Source organism: Jeotgalibaca sp. MA1X17-3 (assembly GCF_021513155.1).
Lineage (GTDB): Bacteria > Bacillota > Bacilli > Lactobacillales > Aerococcaceae > Jeotgalibaca.
Genome location: NZ_CP090983.1, coordinates 2,289,041 through 2,309,978, shown reverse-complemented (window position 1 = coordinate 2,309,978; position 20,938 = coordinate 2,289,041). Strand labels below are relative to the sequence as shown.

At 33.5% G+C, this 20,938-nt stretch carries 20 protein-coding genes and 3 pseudogenes; 14 read left to right on the top strand and 9 right to left on the bottom strand.

Features of this window, described 5'->3' with window-relative positions; all coding sequences use genetic code 11:
• Window positions 1–198 precede the first annotated feature (198 nt).
• The 4 genes from LZ578_RS11470 to LZ578_RS11455 are packed head-to-tail and all read right to left on the bottom strand — an operon-like array spanning window position 199 to window position 3,607.
• Complete coding sequence (locus LZ578_RS11470; RefSeq protein ID WP_235145303.1) at window positions 199–1,656, bottom strand: glycoside hydrolase family 1 protein; 1,458 nt, start codon at window positions 1,654–1,656, stop codon at window positions 199–201.
• 17 nt (window positions 1,657–1,673) lie between these two features.
• Entirely contained in the window at window positions 1,674–2,012 is a 339-nt protein-coding gene (locus tag LZ578_RS11465) for a PTS lactose/cellobiose transporter subunit IIA (RefSeq protein WP_235145302.1), read from the bottom strand.
• A gap of 17 nt (window positions 2,013–2,029) precedes the next feature.
• Complete coding sequence (locus LZ578_RS11460) at window positions 2,030–3,271, bottom strand: PTS sugar transporter subunit IIC (RefSeq protein ID WP_235145301.1); 1,242 nt, start codon at window positions 3,269–3,271, stop codon at window positions 2,030–2,032.
• A gap of 18 nt (window positions 3,272–3,289) precedes the next feature.
• Entirely contained in the window at window positions 3,290–3,607 is a 318-nt protein-coding gene (locus tag LZ578_RS11455) for a PTS sugar transporter subunit IIB (protein ID WP_235145300.1), read from the bottom strand.
• Between the two features lie 232 nt (window positions 3,608–3,839).
• Here LZ578_RS11455 and LZ578_RS11450 point away from each other — a divergent pair, with 232 nt between their 5' ends.
• The 7 genes and pseudogenes from LZ578_RS11450 to LZ578_RS12555 all read left to right on the top strand — a co-directional run bounded on the left by LZ578_RS11450 (window position 3,840) and on the right by LZ578_RS12555 (window position 10,805).
• On the top strand, window positions 3,840–5,723 hold the full coding sequence (locus LZ578_RS11450) for a transcription antiterminator (RefSeq protein ID WP_235145299.1): 1,884 nt from the start codon (window positions 3,840–3,842) through the stop codon (window positions 5,721–5,723).
• Between the two features lie 261 nt (window positions 5,724–5,984).
• A pseudogene (locus tag LZ578_RS12760) lies at window positions 5,985–6,376 on the top strand (DUF305 domain-containing protein).
• A 492-nt stretch (window positions 6,377–6,868) separates the two neighbouring features.
• Window positions 6,869–7,057 carry a hypothetical protein gene (locus LZ578_RS11440; protein WP_235145297.1) on the top strand — a complete coding sequence of 63 codons (189 nt, stop codon included), beginning with the start codon at window positions 6,869–6,871 and terminating at the stop codon, window positions 7,055–7,057.
• The gene (locus tag LZ578_RS11435) at window positions 6,982–7,344 is read left to right on the top strand and encodes a fasciclin domain-containing protein (RefSeq protein WP_235146460.1); all 363 of its coding nucleotides are present in this window, start codon (window positions 6,982–6,984) and stop codon (window positions 7,342–7,344) included. Before LZ578_RS11440 ends, LZ578_RS11435 begins: the two co-directional genes overlap by 76 nt.
• Before the next feature lie 217 nt (window positions 7,345–7,561).
• Complete coding sequence (locus tag LZ578_RS11430) at window positions 7,562–7,909, top strand: PadR family transcriptional regulator (protein ID WP_235145296.1); 348 nt, start codon at window positions 7,562–7,564, stop codon at window positions 7,907–7,909.
• Complete coding sequence (locus tag LZ578_RS11425; RefSeq protein WP_235145295.1) at window positions 7,896–8,702, top strand: hypothetical protein; 807 nt, start codon at window positions 7,896–7,898, stop codon at window positions 8,700–8,702. The genes LZ578_RS11430 and LZ578_RS11425 overlap by 14 nt, the downstream gene beginning before the upstream one ends.
• A gap of 220 nt (window positions 8,703–8,922) precedes the next feature.
• Window positions 8,923–10,805 (top strand): annotated as a pseudogene (locus tag LZ578_RS12555) (EAL domain-containing protein).
• Between the two features lie 112 nt (window positions 10,806–10,917).
• On the opposite strand, the gene LZ578_RS11415 reads toward LZ578_RS12555, so the two are convergent.
• Both LZ578_RS11415 and LZ578_RS11410 read right to left on the bottom strand, forming a co-directional pair.
• Window positions 10,918–11,778 (bottom strand): DegV family protein, encoded by an 861-nt coding sequence (locus LZ578_RS11415; RefSeq protein ID WP_235145294.1) that lies wholly within the window; start codon window positions 11,776–11,778, stop codon window positions 10,918–10,920.
• On the bottom strand, window positions 11,768–12,364 hold the full coding sequence (locus LZ578_RS11410; RefSeq protein WP_235145293.1) for a DUF1836 domain-containing protein: 597 nt from the start codon (window positions 12,362–12,364) through the stop codon (window positions 11,768–11,770). The genes LZ578_RS11415 and LZ578_RS11410 overlap by 11 nt, the downstream gene beginning before the upstream one ends.
• A 158-nt stretch (window positions 12,365–12,522) precedes the next feature.
• Here LZ578_RS11410 and LZ578_RS11405 point away from each other — a divergent pair, with 158 nt between their 5' ends.
• Together LZ578_RS11405 and LZ578_RS11400 are read left to right on the top strand one after the other, a co-directional pair.
• On the top strand, window positions 12,523–12,798 hold the full coding sequence (locus LZ578_RS11405; RefSeq protein ID WP_235145292.1) for a DUF503 domain-containing protein: 276 nt from the start codon (window positions 12,523–12,525) through the stop codon (window positions 12,796–12,798).
• A 93-nt stretch (window positions 12,799–12,891) separates the two neighbouring features.
• On the top strand, window positions 12,892–13,755 hold the full coding sequence (locus LZ578_RS11400) for a hypothetical protein (RefSeq protein WP_235145291.1): 864 nt from the start codon (window positions 12,892–12,894) through the stop codon (window positions 13,753–13,755).
• 61 nt (window positions 13,756–13,816) lie between these two features.
• Here the strand turns inward: LZ578_RS11400 and LZ578_RS11395 are convergent, their stop codons facing one another.
• Window positions 13,817–14,248 carry a universal stress protein gene (locus tag LZ578_RS11395; RefSeq protein ID WP_235145290.1) on the bottom strand — a complete coding sequence of 144 codons (432 nt, stop codon included), beginning with the start codon at window positions 14,246–14,248 and terminating at the stop codon, window positions 13,817–13,819.
• 180 nt (window positions 14,249–14,428) lie between these two features.
• Here LZ578_RS11395 and LZ578_RS11390 point away from each other — a divergent pair, with 180 nt between their 5' ends.
• The 4 genes from LZ578_RS11390 (at window position 14,429) to LZ578_RS11375 (ending at window position 17,788) form a co-directional block, all read left to right on the top strand.
• Window positions 14,429–14,860, top strand: a complete 432-nt coding sequence (locus LZ578_RS11390; RefSeq protein ID WP_235145289.1) for a hypothetical protein — start codon at window positions 14,429–14,431, stop codon at window positions 14,858–14,860.
• 33 nt (window positions 14,861–14,893) lie between these two features.
• Window positions 14,894–15,457: a GNAT family N-acetyltransferase gene (locus LZ578_RS11385; RefSeq protein WP_235145288.1), complete on the top strand. Its 564-nt coding sequence runs from the start codon at window positions 14,894–14,896 to the stop codon at window positions 15,455–15,457.
• A gap of 304 nt (window positions 15,458–15,761) precedes the next feature.
• Complete coding sequence (gene proS, locus LZ578_RS11380) at window positions 15,762–17,201, top strand: proline--tRNA ligase (protein WP_235145287.1); 1,440 nt, start codon at window positions 15,762–15,764, stop codon at window positions 17,199–17,201.
• A gap of 200 nt (window positions 17,202–17,401) precedes the next feature.
• Window positions 17,402–17,788: a RidA family protein gene (locus LZ578_RS11375; RefSeq protein ID WP_235145286.1), complete on the top strand. Its 387-nt coding sequence runs from the start codon at window positions 17,402–17,404 to the stop codon at window positions 17,786–17,788.
• A gap of 169 nt (window positions 17,789–17,957) precedes the next feature.
• Here the strand turns inward: LZ578_RS11375 and LZ578_RS11370 are convergent.
• Window positions 17,958–18,173 (bottom strand): annotated as a pseudogene (locus LZ578_RS11370) (DUF896 domain-containing protein); the annotation flags it as partial.
• A 109-nt stretch (window positions 18,174–18,282) separates the two neighbouring features.
• Complete coding sequence (locus LZ578_RS11365; protein WP_235145284.1) at window positions 18,283–19,443, bottom strand: ROK family transcriptional regulator; 1,161 nt, start codon at window positions 19,441–19,443, stop codon at window positions 18,283–18,285.
• 183 nt (window positions 19,444–19,626) lie between these two features.
• Between LZ578_RS11365 and xylA the strand changes: the two genes are divergently transcribed.
• Window positions 19,627–20,937, top strand: a complete 1,311-nt coding sequence (gene xylA, locus LZ578_RS11360; protein ID WP_235145283.1) for a xylose isomerase — start codon at window positions 19,627–19,629, stop codon at window positions 20,935–20,937.
• Window position 20,938 lies beyond the last annotated feature (1 nt).

The window sequence follows — 20,938 nt, the reverse complement described above, 5'->3', positions numbered from 1 at the left end:
GAGAATATTTTTTAATAGATTCATAATTCATATGATGTTCAATCACCTTTTGTTAGAGCTTAGAGTAGTTCTGTAGTAGAATTATTTATATAGAAGATTTCATTAATTGATAATATTTAAATAAAAAATAACACAACAGGAGTACACTCCTGTTGTGTTAGATCTAAATTAATTATTAATGAAACTATTAAAATGAATTTAGACGTTATCGCCGTTTGTTTCGATAACTTTTTGATACCAATAAAAAGAATCTTTCTTCAAACGTTTTTGTGATCCATTACCAAAATCATCGCGGTCTACATAAATATAACCATAGCGTTTAGACATTTCTGCACTTGAAGAACTTACGATATCAATAGGCGCCCAACTTAAGTAAGCAATGACTTTTACACCATCTTTTATAGACTCTTTAATTTGTTGGATATGCTTATTCAGGTAATCAATGCGGTAATCATCATGAATAGCCCCATTTTCTTCAATAGTATCAATTGCACCTAAGCCGTTTTCTGCAATCATAATTGGTACTTGATAGCGATCCCAGTATTGTGAAATTGAATTATATAGACCTAGTGGATCAGCGCGCCATTCCCAAGGAGTAGGTTCTAAATTAGGATTTTGGCTTGCATCAAACGGTTGGATTGTATTAACATCAGAGTCTACAATTTTACTTGAGTAGTAAGAAATTCCAAGGAAGTCCATCGTATTATCCTTTATTAACTCTAAATCGCCTTGCTCTATCTTTAAAGTAACATCATGGTCATTAAAGTAACGAACAGCATACTCGGGGTATTCACCGCGGAATTGCACATCTGTAAAATAGTACTGCATGCGGTTTTTCTTTAGCGTTAAGATAACATCTTGTGGACGACAAGTTGCAGGATAATAAGTATTGTCTGCAACCATCGTTCCAATTTTTAATTGCGTATCAATTTTTGGAGCCATTTGTTTAATCAATGCGTTAGCAACAAACTGATGGTGGACTGCTTGATACATTAATTCTTCCATGTTATCACTTTGATTGTCGTAAAGACCTAGACTGCCAAAATTTACAGTTGGAACTAAATTAATTTGGTTAAAAACAATCCATTGAGATACTTTAGAGTGATAACGATTCAAAAGGACACTTGCATATTTTACAAATAAATCGATCACTTTACGGTTTGCCCATCCACCATATTTGATTACGATATTTAGTGGAATATCATAATGAGACATGGTTAAAATAGGTTCCATCCCATTTTCAATAATGGAATCAATCAAATCATCATAAAATTTAAGTCCTTTCTCATTTGGCTGTTCTTCATCACCATTCGGAAAGATACGTGACCAAGAAATACTGGTTCTAAAAGCTTTTAACCCAAGTCCATCTTTACCTAATAATTTTAAATCTTCTGGGTACGTATTATAAAAATCAATACCGTAACGCTTTGGATAATATCCATCGGTGTCTTTACTTGTTGCGATGATTTCTTCTAATGTTCCACCGCCTTCTTTCTTAGAAATTCCTGCGCGATCCAAATTAGATTGGTAAGGATGAATGTCAGAAGTAGATAAACCTCTGCCATCAACGTCATAAGCACCTTCAATTTGACAAGCAGCAACTGCGCCTCCCCACAGAAAATCTTTTGGAAAATTTGTTGGGTGATTTAATTTCATTCTAATATCTCTCCTTATTATTTAAGTTTTTGATTTATTAATTTTAAAACATCAATCAATTCGGAAGTGAAGTTCATTTCTGAATTGATAGTCATTAAATGATCTTGAGCATGAGTAAACAACAAGGAGTGGGGGTATTTTTTACCACTGGCTTCACTTTGAATAATTTTCGTTTGGTTTTTATGGCCTAAAGTAGCTAATTTTTTTGCTTCTTTTAACTTATTATCTGCTGCGGTAAAATCAAAGGCTTTAGCATCCTTTAATGCTTCTGCTAATAGATTGCGCGCATCGCCCGCATTTAAAATGATGTTCATAGATGCGGTCATTAGTTCCTCATTCATTGTTTCTGTATTCATAAACCATTATCCTCCCTTTAAGAATCTAAATTTTCTTCTGCCTCTTCAATAAGAACTTCTTTTTCGTATACTTTAAAGAATGGATACCAAATGACGAGATAAATCACTAATAAGATTGCCCACCAAAGTAAAGCACGTAAATCTTCTGTAACCATGACACTACTGAATGGACCTGGGATTTGTCCTACCCAGACGAGTTCAGAAGGAATGTTTAAAAGTCCTATGCTCATAAGTATCCATACATAAATAGGTCCAATAACAGCATTGATCCACACTGGTAACATTAATAAAGGATTAAATACTACGGGAGCACCAAACATAATGGGCTCATTAATATTAAAAATGGATGGAACTATAAAAATTTTACCAAGTGTTTTTAATCGTCTTGATTTTGAGCGCATCATTAATAAATTTAAACCTAAAGTTGCGCCCATACCACCCATGGTGATGAATGCTAAGGTGAATATAGTTTCATTTGTTACAATTTCAGTAGGCGATAGACCTTGAGCTACTGCGTCAATGTTACGTTGAATGGCAGACAAATAAATAGGAGATGTGATAGCACTAAATAGCCAACTAGAAATCCCCATTGTATAAAAAAATGCGGGTATAAAACACAATAGAATAAACCCAGGTAATGTCTGCGCAATGGATTCAAGAGGTACAAAAATACTTAAGATCGCTTGCGTAATGTTAATATTGAATACGTAAACTAGAATCATACTGATACCCAAAGAGATTACGATAGGAATAACAACATTAATCCAGCCTTTGAAGAAATCAGGCAAACCACTGTCTTTCAAAAATTTTAGTTTTGCCCAATTATGGAAAACAGCACCAACAAAAATACCAACAATCATTCCGATTGCAATTCCGGAAGGTCCAACAAGACCTAAAAAGTTGGCTAAACTATCATTTTCTACAAAGGGTACAGTTGCCATAAAAAGGACAGAAATAGCCGTTAGTCCAGCAGAGTTCCCGTATTCCCTATGTTTTAGCTCTTCCATAACTTGATTCGCCATCGTAAAAGCAACAATGATAGCGATTAATCCAAAACTATAATCAATCAAAGCTGATAAGTCTGGTAATACAGAAACGAATGAACGTAACACGTTATATAAAAAGATTAATGATCCTACTAAAATAAAAGGAATAATTCTTTGCATAGCTGATGAAATAGCGGCCGGCCAAGGACGAGAAAATATTTCATTCATCTTAGGCGCAAACTTTTCTGCTAACCAATCCATAAATGACTTCATAAATACTAACCTCCTTTATTATTTTCCCTTGCCAATTTCTTTGGCAAATTCAATTAGTCGTGCACCGTCTAGATGAGAGTAAATATCTTTAGGTATGACATCTACTTTCACATGATAAGGTTCTGCCATTGATTTATAATTTTCTAACTCAGAAGCATAATGTGGACCCAATAGTAAAACATCTATACTATTTAAATAGTCGGTAATTTCACTTTTGCTCCTTGCCTCGACGGTCATATTTTCTTTTTGTTTTTTGATTGCCTTTCTAGCACTACTGGCTAAGAAACCACTTGACATACCTGCACCACATGATAATAATACTCTTAACTCTTCCATTTAATTTCCTCCTCAATTTTTCAGATAGCGTATTCATCGCCTCTATAACACTCAGTATAGGTGGTATGGAAGGGAATACAAATAGTCTTTTGCACCCCTCCAGTGAAAAATAATAATAGGTATATGACTTCAAATTGAGATATTATAAATAAAAAGTACTCGTACGGTGAATGACAGATTGGCACTAAGTTAAGTAATATGGATGCTAAGAGATTTGAAAGGAGGAGTGAACATGGAAAAACGTCAAAGGGAAATCATAAAAATTATTTCTAGGGAATTCAGTAAAAAAGTAATGGCTCAGAAAATATCTGAGCAGCTAGGCGTTTCTATCCGAACCATCAAATCAGATATCAAGGCTATTAACAAACAATATCCATCTTTAATAACATCTTCAAATCAGGGATATGCTATTGAAAATCGACTATTGACTAAAACAGCCTTAGAAAAAGAAGAACAAGTCATTCCGCAGAATCCTGTAGAACGAGTTCGGTTTATAATTAATCATTTGCTAACAAATGAAGATCCTTCCTCTTATTTTGATTTCTCAGACTTACTTTATGTTAGCGTTCCCACGATACAAAAAGATATATCCCTAATCCAAGAAATTATTTCTGGGTATCACTTAAAATTAAAAGTAGAAAAAAATTTTTTAAAGATTACTGGATCTGAACAAGATAAAAGGAAACTCCTTGTAGATTTGCTATACGACGAATTAGATACTCATTTTTTCAGTCTAGACCGCATTGATCAACTATTTTCTTTTATTGACACAAATTTTATAAAAGAAGTAATTATGAAAACACTAGTAGATTATAATTATCGAATAAACGACTTTGGATTATATAGTAGTATTATTCATATGAGTGTTAAAATCGATCGTATAAAAAAAGGGTACCACGAAGACTCGATTATAATAACTAATGTTTATAATAAAGATGAATTGAAAATTACAGAAAAAATACTAAAACAATTTGAAGATTTTTTTTCCATCCATTTTAGTGAAAGTGATAGACATGAATTTAATACTCTCCTCATTTCTAAAATTTACCCGATTCATTCGATTGACAGCGTACAAAAAGAAACACAACTCAAGATTCATTCTGATGCAATGAATCTTGCCCGTTCCATTGTCCAATCAATTAACAAACATTTTCTAGTTTATGTTGACAATGAAGATTTTTTAGTTTCTTTTTCTCTTCATATTCAAAATTTAAAAAATAGAATTAAAAACAATAAAAATAATTACAACCCTCTGACTGATTCAATTAAATACTCGTCTCCAATTATTTATGAAATTGCTGTATTTGCTGCAAATTTGATTAAAGAATCACTAGGTGTAGTTATTTCTGATGATGAAGTAGCATTTATTGCGATTCATGTGGGAAGTGCATTAGAATTTCAAAAAGCATTTCATTCAAGAATCAAAACGTATTTGATTATCCCTTCTTATTACTCCTACTCTCAAAAACTTATCGAGAATATTTCAAGTTTATATAAGAAAGACTTAAATATCGTTCAAGTTATTCATTCGACTGACGCTTTATTTAAGATGAGTAAGTCCGAGTTGATTATTTCAGTCCTTCCTCAACCTTGGGAATTTATTGATGAGCAATGGGTTGAAGTCAGTCTCTTCTTTACGAAAAATGATCAAGTGCTTATTCAACAAAAAATAGATTCTATACAAAAAACTATAAAACAAATAGAGTTTTCTGACCATTTAGAGCAACTTTGTTCTCCAGAATTGTTTTTTATTAGTCAAAATAAAAATGAAAATATAATTGATGTTCTACATACAATGTGTAACCAATTAATTATTCTTGAATATGTAGAACAAAACTTCTTAGAAAATGTTCTAAAACGAGAGGAACTTTCTTCAACAGCGTACTTCTCTTTTGCAATTCCTCACTCTATTAAGATGAATGCTAAAAAAACAGTTCTTGCTGTTTATATAAATAAGAATGGAATTGATTGGAATGGAAAATTAGTCCAACTTATAATTCTACCTTGTTTTAATTCTTCAGATCGTAAAGATTTTAATGAAATATTTGAAATGCTTACTGACACATTAATAGATGCGTCTAACGTTGCCAAGATTGTAACGGTAAAAAAATTTTAAAGAGTTTATGGAAAAATTGAAGTTGTTAATATAATAAAACTTTATTGATGGCTTTCTATTTACTTCTTAATTATTGGAAGAATAGAGAAATTGATTTTTAATAATAACTTAAAAAGAAGGGGGCATATAAAAGAAGGTTGAACGATATCATTTTATAGATAATGAAAAATGTGTGACAAAAAATTAATCAACAAATATATTTCTCTTCAAAATATAAAAGGAGGAAAATGATGAAAAAATAAATAGGTTAATTTTTTAGGAATGATTAATACCTCAGCTATTTTAATGATGGTGTGATATACCTGAACATATATAAATTAGACCATGTTTATTTTAGTGAGATGAGACTCTATATGACCATACTCTCAACAGCCGTCATGGCGATTGTTATGCTTGACTTCATGCGTCACATGCTGAAAGCTAAACATAGCAATTGGAGTAGTCAGCGTCTTAGTCTTTGCGGGATCTTTCTTTTTAATGTGTAATAAACAACAATTGATGATGTAGACTACATGGAAGCAATGATTCCTCATCACTCGATAGCTATTCTGACAAGTGGACGAGCGAATATACAAGGCCCTCGTGATCGTAAACAAGCTGATCATATCATAGAGGCGCGGGAAAAGAATGAAAGAACTAATCGAGGATCTTAAAGATAAAGAAAAAATTATCAATTAGATTGGATTCTATCGTATAAGAAAGGTATGAAATAATCTTGAAGAAAAAACTTAGAATTTAAAGAAAACTAGTAAAATGGTGTACGCACTGAAGAAAAATAGATATACATTGATAAGATAAATCTAGAAAATTCAATTGGATTTTTTTGACGAATCAATGTTAGAAAAAATAGTAGAAAAATCCGGAGAAGCACTAAAAAATAAATTGCAAACTCAATTTAAATTACTTAAAACTTTTCAATACCTATCCTTGACTTCAAATTTTTTCAATTAAAGTTAACATATTAGTAAAAATAGCGCTTACTTTTTGTTCGCATATTCATTTACCTACAATTTTATACTAAATGAGAAGATTGATTTATTATGAGTAAAGAATTATTAAAAACATTATGATTTGGTGTTCTTTCGTTCGCTGCCGTTGGATTGTTAGCAGCATGTACAACAGATAATACTACGGATCAAAATTTAATGAGTGATGACCCCGTTATAGAAGAAAGTGTTGAAATGAAAGAAGATGTTGTTGGTATTGCACAAGGTAATCCTGATTTCAGTATTTTAGTATCTACACTCAAGAAGCAGAACTGGTTGAAACACTCCAAAGTGAAGGCCCTTTTACTGTTTTTGCACCAACTAACGCTGCCTTTGAAAAGTTATTAATGGACCTTGATATTACAGCGGAGCAGTTACTTGCTCAACCAGTTTTAGCGAAGGTTTTAACCGATCATGTCGTGTCCGGAAATGTTTTGGCGGCTGATTTAACCGATGGTATGGAAGCTGAAACAGTTAATGGTCAAGAAGTAACTTTTGATCTTTCTGGGAATCCAATGGTCAATGACGCAATGATTATAACAACTGACTTTGAGGCAACGAATGGGGTTGTACACACGATTGATACCGTTCTGGTTCCTTCTGATTTTGAATTACAAGAAGTAGATGTAAATTAATAAATTCTCTTAAAAATAAATAAATATATTCCAAAACAAAAATAGACCTTATAAAATGGACATGAAAATATCCACTACAGGGTCTATTTTTGTTTTAATAAAGAGAAGTATGATGCATTCTTTGGAACCATCTCTTATTAAAAATTAACTAACATGCTTTACAAACTAGTGTGTATTTGGTATAACTAACTTGTAATACATATTAGAGGAGGATAAGATGACTAGTAAAATAAACTCTCAAATGTTGAAAGGCATTTTATCAGGTAGTATTTTACTTTTACTTGATCAAGAAGAGTTATATGGCTATAAATTAAGTGAGGCACTTACAGAGTTTGGCTTTACTGATATTCCTAAAGGTACTATTTATCCTCTTTTGCTCTCATTAGAGAAAAAAGAGTTAATTAAAGGGACGTTGAGAGCCTCTGATACAGGACCAAAAAGAAAATATTATTCTCTCACTGAAGCAGGAATAATAGAAAAAAATGAATTTACAGTACAGTGGAATAAACTGAAAAAAAGTGTAGATCATTTAATAGAAGGAAGTGATGAAGATGAAAAAAAGTGAACTAATTAAAACAAATGCTATTTTACAAGAGTCTTTGACCAAAGAGAATGAGAAATACTATAGCAACTTAATTGTGTATATTAGAGTAATGGCATTTTTTAGAGATGAAAGAAAAAGTGAGGAGCTGCTATTAGAAGTTTTAAAAGATATATTAGATGCCCAAGAGCAAGGACTATCTGCAGAAGAATATTTTGGTAAAAATCCTAAAAAGATTGCTGATGAAATCATTAATCAATTACCTATTAATCTCTTTGATACAATAAAGATTCTTTTAATTGGTATGGGAGCTTACCTTATCAGTACTATTTTACCTGCACTTATTTTTCCGGATAATGGGCTAGATATAGGACGTATTTTCATAAGTGGAATATATTGGACCATTTTAGTCGTTTTCTCGTTATGGCTTTTAGGAATAAGTTTATATCAATTTAAAAATACACGATCTAAAATATTTTACGGTTTGTTATTAGGGTTAGGAGTCACTGTAGGGGTTATGGTAAACATGTTTGTATCTACACCCATTAAAATAGATCTTAGTGGAAGGGTAGGGATCGTCACAATCGTTCTTGTAACAGGAATTTTACTACTAATCTTTTTTAACCAAGAAGATAAAAAAGTGTGGATTCCTTTTGTTCCAATTGTAGTTACTTCTGCTGTTTTGGGAATTCTTACCAGAATAGAATTCTTTTCAACATTATTAATTTCCAAAGAAGGTAAAATAGGAATAGCGGTTATTTTAGGGATTTTACTTCTCATTCAGTATGTACTTATTTTCAAAAGTAGTAAAAAATAATAGAAGGAATAGAAAAAGAACATTAATTGATCAATGTTCTTTTTCTATTCCTCAAAATTATTTAATCATCTAAATGATCTAAATGATCTTTCTGAAGTTTTTTCCTGAAATACTGGTAAGTATATAGTACATAACGGAAGTTAAAATAAAACTTGGTATTATACGTAAGTGAAACAAAAAGGAAAAGAGTATGCTATGATTTACTTAATGAAAATGGAGAATGGGAAGTGGTTGTATGGGGTCCAATCAACGAAGAACAAGGTTAGTGGAACAAGAAGAAAAAAACAATCTCATCGCCTTTCAAAAAATAGTTATCGATATCTCCTTTGACTTCATGAATATCAATCAAGCAACATTCGATGAAAAGGTTCAAAATTTATTAGAAAAGATAGGCAATTTTTTTATGGTAGATCGTACCTACCTTTTTCTGCTAAACCTTTCGAACGAAACAATGAATTATTCTTATGAATGGTGCAATGATGGAATCACTCCGCAAATAGAAACACTTGAAGAAGTACCTCTCACTATGTTCTCTTGGTGGTTAGAACAACTGCAAACAAATAATCTTGTGTATATTGAAAATGTAGATGATATGAGTAAAAAAGCATCTATGGAACAAGAGGATCTTCGCAGACAAGGAATAAAATCGGTAGTGTCTGTTCCTATCATAGTGGAAGGAACTCTGCAAGGATTTATAGGAATTGACTCTGTAAAAGAAATTAAAAAATGGACAAATGAAAACATTGAGTTATTACACAGCATGGCAAAAATTTTATCAAACGGAATTAATCAGATAGATGATGAGAAAAAAATTACGTATTTAACCTCCCATAATGATGTGACGGGACTACCAAATCGTTCTTTGTTGAGGAATCACTTTGTACAGAAGAATAGTGGATGGAGTATGATTTTCGTCAATGTAGATGGTTTTAAATTAATTAAAAACACACTTGGTCATAAACAAGGAGATGTACTATTAAAACAAATTTCTTCGAGGTTGGTGTCTGTTGGTGGAAAACTAGACTCGATTTATCATCTGGGTGGAGATGAATTTATTCTCTGTTTAACTGATTGTTCCAGCAAAACGATACTTGAATCCGAAGTATCCCGAATATTTGATTATTTTAAAAAACCATTTATTTTAAAAAATCAGGAGTACTTTATCACCAGTAGCATGGGCGTTTCACAGTACCCAGCAGATGGAGAGGATATTGAAATGCTAATCAAACATGCAAATCTAGCTATGGACCATGCAAAAAGTTTAGGTAAAAATCAATATTGTATTTTTACTAACAAATTGAAAGATAAAGAGTTGGCAACCCTGGACCTAACAAAGGATCTTTATAAAGCAATGGAACGCAATGAATTAGCTCTCCATTACCAACCACAAGTGAGTCGAAGTACAAATAAGATTGTTGGATTGGAAGTCTTACTCCGATGGAATCATCCTGTATGGGGGAATATTTCACCTGCTACTTTTATCCCATTAGCAGAAAAAACTCGTTTGATTGTACCAATAGGGAAGTGGATACTAGAAACGGCTTGTCGACAATGGAAAAGTTGGGAAGAGAGGGCCAAACTCCTGGCAAGATTGCTGTTAATTTTTCAGTGTACCAACTAGAGCATCCTCATATCATCAAACAAATAGAAGATGTCCTAAAGGAAACTCTCATGTCTCCTAAATATTTGGAGGTAGAAGTGACAGAAAGTGTACTGGCAGTTTCTAATCAAAAGTCGAAAGAAGTATTTAAACAACTAAAAAAAATGGGGATTTTATTATCAATCGATGACTTTGGAAAAGAATACTCTTCATTGAGTAGACTAAAAGAATTACCAGTTGATACTGTTAAGATTGATATGTCCTTTGTCCAAGACATTGGTAAAAATGTAAAAGGTGAGTCAATTGTAAAAGCAATTATTTCATTAGCATCTGATTTAGGATTAGAAACAATTGCGGAGGGAGTCGAGACAAAAGAACAGTTAGAATTTTTGACGAACCGCATGTGTACGCTATTCCAAGGGTATTACTTCTACAAACCGATGCCGGCTCATGAAATTGAAAAGATACTCCTAAAGGAATCTAACACTACACATTTTTTATAATAGGTCAAAAAAGCAGATTAATAAACCGTACCGAGAAAATTTTCAGGGAGGTTTATTCATCTGCTATCTGTTTGTTATTGCCTATTAAAGAAATTTGAATTCATTTTCTTCCTTAATCTTCTAAAATTAAAAAGCCAATTCCTAAAAGACCTGGACCGGTATGGACACCTAATACAGGAGAAATTTGTCCTTCTGAATAGATTTTAGCGCCTTCTACTAAATCAGCGATTTGTACTTTCATCTCGAGCATTTCTTCCTCGGCATCGCCATGACAAAGAGCTAGATAATAGTTTTTGTGAGTTCCAATTCTTTCGCGGACCATTTCAATCATTTTATTAATATTTTGTTTGCGTCCCCGAACTTTTGCGACGGTATCATAAATTCCTTCTGCGTTGCAGGAGATGATGGGTTTAATTTTAAAGGCACTTCCTAGAATTCCTTCTACTTTCCCAATCCGTCCACCTTTGATAAGGTACTCCAGTGTTTTCAAACCAAAATAGACTCCAGAATTAGGTACAACTGCTCGTGTTTTTTGGACAATGGTATCAAAGTCTAGCCCTTTTTCTAACAATTCAGCAGCATAAAGAGCAACAAATCCAGAACCAATCCCAATATCAAGAGTATTGATTACTTCAATGGTTAAATCTTCTCTGCTTTGAGAAAATAATTCCAATGCTTGATACGTTCCGCTTAAACCACTAGAAATGATGGAGACAATTACGTGAGTATGACCATCTGCTTTTATTTGATCGAAAAGAGCTTCAATATCTCCTCGAAGGGGTAGACTGGTTTTTGGAATTTCTTTTTTCAGTCCGTCATATACCTCTTGTGGAGTAATATCTACTCGATCTTTGTAAGATCGATCCTTATAGTTAATAAGAAGCGGCATGGTATAGATGTTATATTTTTCGGTTAACTCTACTGGTATATCGTTACAAGAATCTGCTAGTATGGCAATATGGTTATTCTTCAAAAGAACTCTCTCCTTTTTTGGTTCCATCATTTAAATCTAATTCAAGTGCTTTTCTTTTATTAATTCCTTCCATCGTAATAATTTTTTGGGTTAAAAGTTTAGAGGCCAATGATAAAGTAATCATTTTTAAGGCTATATTTTCTTTATGAATATGTTCCATCGTAAAAGAAAAATCGTCTTTTGTTCCAATACAATTATTCAGAAGGTAAAATGAATTTTCTAACTCCGTACAAAAAGAATCATAAGCTTCTTGTAATCCTTTTATTGCGATTTGGAGCTCCATGCCTTTGTTCACATCTGTTAGAGGCAGTACTTGTTTCAATAAAGTAATGACAATCAACATAGCAATTTGATGTTTTTCATACTTTTTTTTGGTAGGACGTTCAATTAGTTTGAGCTTTACGTAATTGTTAATCATGGCAGGTGTAATAATGCGTTCGTCCGGTCCAAAATCTAAAAAAGAAAGTTCTTTTTCAATAATAGATAAGACTTGGTCACTGTACACACCAAAATCAGGAAGTTCTTCCCAACGAATGATTTTTACTTCGAGAAGATCATGGCTATACTGTAAGAGCTCATTCTTCATAGTTGTGATTCCCTCCTTTTTTCAAAAAAGTTTCATCTAGTTTTTAACATGAGGTATAAGAATTTCCATTACTAGTAAAATGTAACAGGAATTACTAAAAAATTCAATCTTAAACACTGTTTTTTTGAAAATATATAAAAAAAGAGAGGTGGATGATGATGGCACTCGTTTATATGGAACTTTCCTTTACGATTTATGATTCCTATTCGTTGAAAGACAAGCGGAGTACAATGAAAAGTATCTCAAAGAGGATGCACCAAAAATATAATGTAAGTATTGCAGAGATTTCTCAACAAGAAATATGGAATGTAGGATGTGTGGGAGTAGCAGCAGTAAATAGTTCTGGTTTACTCGCACGGAAAATACTAGAGCAAGTAATGGAACAAATGGAAGAAGAATATGAAATTGAAATCTTTGAAAAAATAGTAGAGTAAGTCTACCTAATTCAATCATTAGGAGAACATCTGTTAGTTTGCTAAAATTAATGAAAGAGAAAATGAACAGGGTTTGAATAGGGAGAAGATGATATGAAAAAGAAAATTCTACTTTTACTAGGGATAAGTATGATGGTGCTAGTAGCATGTACGAATGGAGAGAGCACTGAATCGAAAGAATCTTCCACAAGTATAACTAGTACTGATTCTTTATCTGAAACCGTTAAAAGCACAAAGAATATGGAAGAACGTACCATCACCTTTTTGAGTGGAGTAGATGATAAAAACCAAATAAAGGGAGATAAAAATAATTTCTATGCTTTGAAAGGGGTAGCGGAAGGATTTGACAAAGTAACAGCAATTATTGAAGGAACAGCGATTGATTTTCGTAATACTGATCAACTTTGGCAATTTGACTTTCCCTATCGGGGACCTAGCGTAGAAACAAAAGTTACTTTTACTACAGACTCAACAGTTAAATATGGACAAACTGGAATTGACTTAGATTCCCTTAATCCAAAGAGTTATGTAACCGTCACGTTTATTCCTAATAAAAACCCAGAAGTAGAAGAACCTTCAGCAATTGTAAATGAAGGTGAAAAACATACATTCCGTAATGAAGAAAATGAAATCGTTGAAGTCATTACCATAACGAATATAGAAGTAGTAGATGCAGACCCTGAATTAAATCCTTTAGGTGAAAAACTTTTAAAAGTAGAACTCTTCTATGCAAATGAAGGGACAAAGGGTACCTACATGGCACCGAATTACTATTCTGCTTTGGATAGCCAAAAATGTCACTTACCTTTGCGGTATAGTTATTTTTGGTTAAAGGAAATTCTCCCAGGAGAAAGCTTTACCGATATTATTTATTATGATGTACCTTCTGAAGGCCCCTATACGATCCAATTTTTTGATGGTGCTTGGTTGGATTTGGAGGAAGAAAATGATCTATAACGAAAAAATAGAGTGGAGAAAAGGAATGGAACCTTCATCTCAACTCTATTTATATACAATATTAACGAACAACTAAAACATCGCAAGTAGCATTTCGAACGACATGATTGGATACAGAGCCCACTAAAGCTCGTGTAACCGCCCCTTTACCGGTTGCTCCGATGATAATTAGATCAATATCTAATTTTTCTGGGATAATAGATGCAATCGAACTTAACGGGTTTCCTCGTATGAGTGTTTTTTCCATTTGTACATCTTCCATTTCGCCTAATGAAACTAATTCATCCACAAAAGTAGAATCAATCGCTTCATCTACTGGATCAGATGCATCAAGAGGTCCTCGAGGAACTGTAACATTGCGAGTGTCTTCTACATAAAGAACGTGTAACGTGGCATCATTTCGTTTTGCAATTGCTAGTGCTTTTTTAAAGGAATGTTTCGATTGTTCTGAACCATCAACGGGAACTAATAAATTGTGATATTCTCCAAACATGATTACCATCTCCTTTTCATTTTGACCAAACGAGTTATTCTTCTCTCTTCATTCTATCGTAGAGCACGTTGAAAAGAAAGTTTTGTTCGTATTTCTGTCTGTAAAAGGAATTGATGCGATTCTTAGCATTTCCAAGCAAAATTTAGTAAACTGAAAACAAGGATAAAGGAAGAGGTGTTTATGATGGGACTTGTTTTAAAAGAAGAGGATATAAAGGAATATTTACAAGAGAAAGGACTATTGAATTCTTTTACAAAAGATACAATCGTTTATGCTCAGATCATGCCTTCAGCAGGACAGTTCTTTCTATTTGGAGCGTATACTCAATTAGTAAAGGGTGACTATTTTGCGATGTGCTTGGATGAGAAACAAATAGTTCTCATTCAATTAAATAAGCTCTCTGGTAAAATCAATCGAAAAATAGAGCCTATCTTACTTCCTTTTGAAGAAATCAAAAGCGTTCATATCAAAAATGGTATCTTAATGTATACAATAACTCTTTTTGGTGAAAAAGGAGAAGAAGTACCTTTGAAATTAAGTAAAACTTCGATTGGAATGGCCTGGCACAAAAATCATCTAGAAAATGTTTTGAAGAGATTACAAAGCGTTTAGAAAGGAAGAAATAATATAGATATACAAATAGAAATGGTGAAAAATTGTCGGATAGATTGTAAACGTATTATTTTACGTCCGGTAACCATGGAAGATGCCGCAGATATGTTCGAATATGCTTCTGATGAAGAAACGGTTCTTCATGTATTTGAAAAACATAAAAGTATAGAAGAAACGGAAAATGCTATTGCTCACTATTTTATGGCAGCTCCAACAGGAAGATTCGCTATCGAGCAGAAAGAAATAAATAAAATGATTGGAACGATTGATCTTCGAATTGTGAAAGAAGATCAAATTGCCGAGTTAGGCTATACATTAAATAAGAAATTCTGGGGAAAAGGCTATATGAACGAAGCAGCAACTGCTTTACTAAAACTAGCTTTTGAAACCTTAGAGTTGGAAAAAGTATTTGCGATGCATGACTTGCAAAATCCTGCTTCTGCTAACGTGATGACTCGTTTGGGAATGCAACGAGAGGGTGTTCTAAGAAGTCATTACATTCATAAAGGGAATCGCGTTGATATGGCTTATTATGGAATTTTAAAAGAAGAGTACGTTCAAAGAAAGCAAAATAAAGAAACAAGCATTGAATTTTAAGAGGGGTTCCCTTACAATAAGAATGCATATCAAAAGGATTAGTACTTGCATAAAGGGTAAAGAGAGTTTTTCCTTGGCTGGAAGAAAAACCCCCACTCATGCTTGGAACCTGCCTGAATGGATTTATTCCGTGTGACGCCGGTGTTCTGCCGTTATCTAGACAGAGTGGGACTTTCATTAGAAAAGTCAATCAAGGTGGTACCGCGGAATTCAAGTAGATTTCGTCCTTTATAAAAGGATGGAGTGTGCTTATTTTTTTGTTTTAAAATCTTATATAATAAGCAAGTGGAGAGGAAGAATAACCATGTCTAATTTACAAAAAGAAGATTTTTCAGGATGGTATATCCAAACAATTAAGCAAGCAGATTTAATGGACTATTCACCAGTAAGAGGCTGTATTATTTTCAAACCGGATGGATACGAGATTTGGGAGCATATTCAAGATGAATTTAATGCTCGGTTTAAAAAAGAAGGGATTCGTAATGCTTATTTCCCGATGTTGATTCCAGAGAGCTTCTTTACGAAAGAAAAAGATCATATTGAAGGATTTAGTCCAGAACTTCCTTGGGTAACCGAAGCAGCTGGTGAAATATTGGAAGAGCGTTTGGCTTTACGTCCGACTTCTGAAACGATGATTGGAACTGCCTTCAGTGATTGGATCAATTCCTATCGTGACTTACCTTATCAAATTAACCAATGGGCGAACGTTTTCCGGTGGGAGAAGAAAACACTACCTTTCTTACGTACTTCTGAATTTTTATGGCAAGAAGGTCATACTGCTCATGAAGATGAAGCATCTGCTCGGGAACGAACGATGCGTATGTTGAGTATGTATAAAGAAGTAATTGAAAGTCTATTAGCAATTCCTATTTATGATGGTCAAAAAACACCTTCCGAACGTTTTGCAGGTGCAGTAGATACCTACTCAGTAGAAGCTATGATGAAAGATGGAAAAGCGGTTCAAGCAGGCACCTCTCATTACATGGGGACAAAATTTGCGGAAGCATTTGATATCAAATATTTAAATCGCGATAACGAACACGTTTATGCACATACGACTTCATGGGGAGTATCCACTCGTTTGATTGGGGCAACCATCATGGTTCATGGAGATGAAAAAGGTTTGGTGCTTCCTCCAAAAGTTGCTGCAAAACAAGTAGTACTCGTTCCAGTTGGACCGTGGAAGAAAAATCCTGAAATTATGGAATATTTAGAAACGCTTGAATCAGAATTGAAAGAAAAAGACATTCGTGTATCCATTGATGATTCTGATAACTCACCTGGGTTTAAATTTAACGAATGGGAATTGCGTGGAGTTCCAATGAGAGTTGAATTTGGTCCACGTGATTTGAAAAATAATCAAGTGATGATTAAAATGCGTGACTTAGAAGATAAAGAGGCGATTTCCTTAGAAGAAATTGCAGCTTATATCCCAAATGCGTTAGATACGATGCAAACTCGTTTGTTAGAAACAGCTCGTGAGAATCGTAAGCAACATGAATATACTCATATCAATACACTAGATGAATTAAAAGAACATATCGAAACCAAACGTGAAGAAGGCGAAGTCCCAGGATTTGTCTTGGCAGGTTGGGATGGCGATCCAGAAACAGAAGAAAGAATTAAAGAAGAAACTGGTTTTACTACACGAAATATTCCTTTTGATCCACCTGTGGAAAAAGAAATTTGTATAGTAAGTGGCAAACCGGCTATGCATACTGTTTGGTTAGCTCGCGCTTACTAAAATCTGAATGTTGAAACCTACTGAGGAGTTTAAAACTCTCTGGTAGGTTTTTTCTTTTGAACCTTTTAGGACGTATTTAAAAGCAGGAATGTTTAAAAATTTTTTAGTGAATCAGCTATTCAGAAACAGTTAGGTTATAATAAAAGAGAAATGCACGTTGTAACCTATAAAAAATCTAAAACTGAAAGGACAGAAATAATATGAATCTAAAAAAAGAAATTGTCTCTCAAAAAGCACCTGCAGCTATTGGACCTTATTCGCAAGCCATTGAGATTGGAAATACACTCTATTTGTCAGGTCAAATACCTGTGGATCGCAAAGAAGGCAAGATAACTGGAAACACTATAGCTGAACAAACACATCAAGCTCTACAAAATATAAAATTTATTTTAGAAGAAAATAATATGACGATGAAACAAGTAGTAAAGACGACTGTTTTATTAAGTGATATCAACCATTTTTCTGAAATGAACGAAGTTTACGCAGAATACTTTTCAGAACCATATCCTGCTCGTGCCGCTTTTCAAGTAGCAGCCTTACCCATGGGAGCTTTAGTAGAAATTGAATCCATTGCTGTAAAAGCATAAATAACACTACAAAAATAGGACTCTCCCTCTTTTGGAATATATTCCAAAAGAGGGAGAGTCCTATTTATTTTTATTCTTGCTCTTTTTCGTCTTCTTGACCGGTATCATGGGGATTTAGAAATGTTATATTTTTGTCTGAAAATGTTTTTTGCGCATTTTTTATATGCATTTCTTCTTGTGCTCTTTTTAGTTTTTCTGGAGTAACGTCAGTTCCTTCAGGATCATAGACAGTAGAATTTAGAAGAATTTCATTTAGAGAACCACGAAACCCTTTTATGTATTCTTCCCGAAGTTTTTTTTGTTCTACTTTTTCATCTTCTGTTAACCCTTCAGATGACTTAGATTTTTTAGCTAGTTGATTGATGCGTTTCAATAGTGCTTCCATGTTTATAAATCCATTCCCTTCATTTACACAATCGACATGATGGTGCTAATTTCTAGTAAGTATATCACAATAATGAAGAACTCAAAACTAATGAGCTTACGAAAAGAAATCATGTGTTTTTAAGAAAAGATAAAAAAGGAAGATGGAAAAATTTTCGTAAATTAACAACAGTTCCTCCAAGTAAAGTAGCTTGTTCACCAATTTCAGAGACCGCAAGTAAAGCATTTCGAGAGAAGGTACTAACCATTTTTTTGCGGACTAATTCCAATAAAAACGGCATCTCGCGAAAAAGGTTACTGTTAAGAAGAATAATTTCAGGATCAAAATGAGCAATTAAATTGTTCATACCAATTGCAATATAAGTAACTGCTTGATGAACAACATCCCTTTCTATTTGATGATTCATCCTGTATCCTTTTGCTAAATCTTTCAAAGAAGCAGTTGCATGATTGGATAGATTTCGATACTCTTCTAAAATTGCTTTTTCAGAAGCATATTGTTCCATGCACCCTCTATTACCACATGGACAAGGTTTTCCTTCTGGATAAATAATCATATGACCGATTTCTCCGCCTTGCCCAGCATACCCGTGGTACAGCTCTCCATTAATCACAATGCCAGCTCCAATTCCACTATGAATGCTAACACTAATAATATTTTTTCGAAATTCTGAAAAAGCAGCTTCTCCCCATGCACTCAAATTTGCTTCATTTTCAATTTGGATAGGAACTGAAATTCGTTCTTCTAGTAGCTGAACTAAATCTATTTCATCCAAGTCATAGTAAGGTGTAAAAACAATTTGATTTTGATTAACAATACCATGAATGGCAAGAGTAATTCCTACTAGTTGAAAGGTTCGATTAATATACTGCTTTTCAAGTTTTTTAACAATCTGCTCAATTTTTGAGACAACATTCTCTTTATGAAGAATCATTCTAGATTCTTTTGTTTCTACTAAAATAGTTCCATTTAAATCAGTTAAGATACTAGTAATATAATCAGATCCCAAATCAATACTTAGCGAACATCCAGCTTGAGCATTCAACTCTAATAGGATTGGTTTTCTACCTCCTGAAGATGTACTAGATCCAGCGCCTATTTCTAAAATTAACTCCTCTTCAATAAGCTTTTTAACAATATTGGAAGTAGAAGCCTTGTTTAACCCAGTTATTTGAGAGATATCAGCTCTTGAAATACAAGGGGAATGAATAATTGTAGACAAAATTAATAACTCATTTTGTTTTCGAATAGAAAATTTATCAGTAACCATCCTATCGGCTCCTTTCGTAGTCTTATATTTAATTTGTTTATCCAGCAAACAATCTACTATAAAAATAGCACAACCAATTTGTAAAAGTAAAGAAAGGAAAAAGAAAGCGCTTGACATAATGAATAAACCTACTACAATTGAGTTAGTTAGCACATCAAACAAACTCAAAAAAGGAGAATATATATGACCTACTTCCCAACCATTGAAAAGATAAAATTTGAAGGTAAAGAAACTGAAAATCCATTTGCATTTCGTTATTACAATCCAGAGGAAATGGTTCTTGGAAAAACTATGAAAGATCACTTACGTTTTTCAGTAGCGTATTGGCATACGTTTGTTAATGATGGAGCAGATCCATTTGGTCAAGGAGTAAATCAACGTACATGGTTAACAGATGATCCAATGAAGACTGCAAAGAACCGTGTAGAAGCATCCTTTGAACTATTTGAAAAATTAGGAGTAGAGTACTTTTGTTTTCATGACATGGATGTAGCTCCTTTTGGGGAATCATTAGAAGAATTCTTTAAAAATTTAGATGAAATCGTCGAGTTAATTGCAAAAAAAATGGAAGAAACAGGTGTGAAACTCCTTTGGAATACAGCAGATCGTCACTCTAATCCTGTGTATGTAAATGGAGCTGCCTCATCCAATAATGCAGATGTTTTTGCCATTTCAGCAGCACAAGTTAAAAAAGGAATCGACATTAGTAAAAAATTAGGTGGCGAGAATTTTGTATTCTGGGGCGGTCGTGAAGGATATGAAAGTTTGATTAATACCGATATGAAGTTGGAGGAAGAAAATATTGCTCGTCTTTACAAGATGGTGATTGATTACTCTAATGAAATTGATCATGGAGATCTCGTTTTCTTACTGGAACCTAAACCAAAAGAGCCTATGAAACATCAATATGATTTTGATGCAGCAACAAGTATGGCGTTCTTACAAAAATATGATCTAACAGATCGTTTCAAACTAAACTTAGAAGCAAACCATGCAACGTTAGCAGGTCACACGTTTGAGCATGAAATTCAAGTAGCGCGTAATTATGATGCATTAGGTTCATTGGATGCCAACCAAGGAGATATGCTTTTAGGATGGGATACAGATGAGTTCCCTACTGATTTGTACAGCGTGATGCTAACGATATACGAAGTATTGGAAAATGGTGGAATTGCACCGGGTGGAATTAACTTCGATGCAAAGGTTCGCCGAACTTCTTTTGAAATGGAAGATTTAGTTTTAGCACATATTGCTGGAATGGATACATTTGCTAGAGGACTGAAAGCTGCAGCTAAGTTGAAAGAAGATCGCTTCTTCGAAAAAATTAAAGAAGAACGCTATGCAAGTTATCAAGAAGGAATTGGCGCTGACATTCTAAGTAATCAGACAAATTTGAAGTTATTAACCGAATATGCACTAAAACAAAAGAATGTTCAAAACAAATCCTCACATATCGAATATATCAAATCAAAATTAAATGATTATCTAGTTTAAG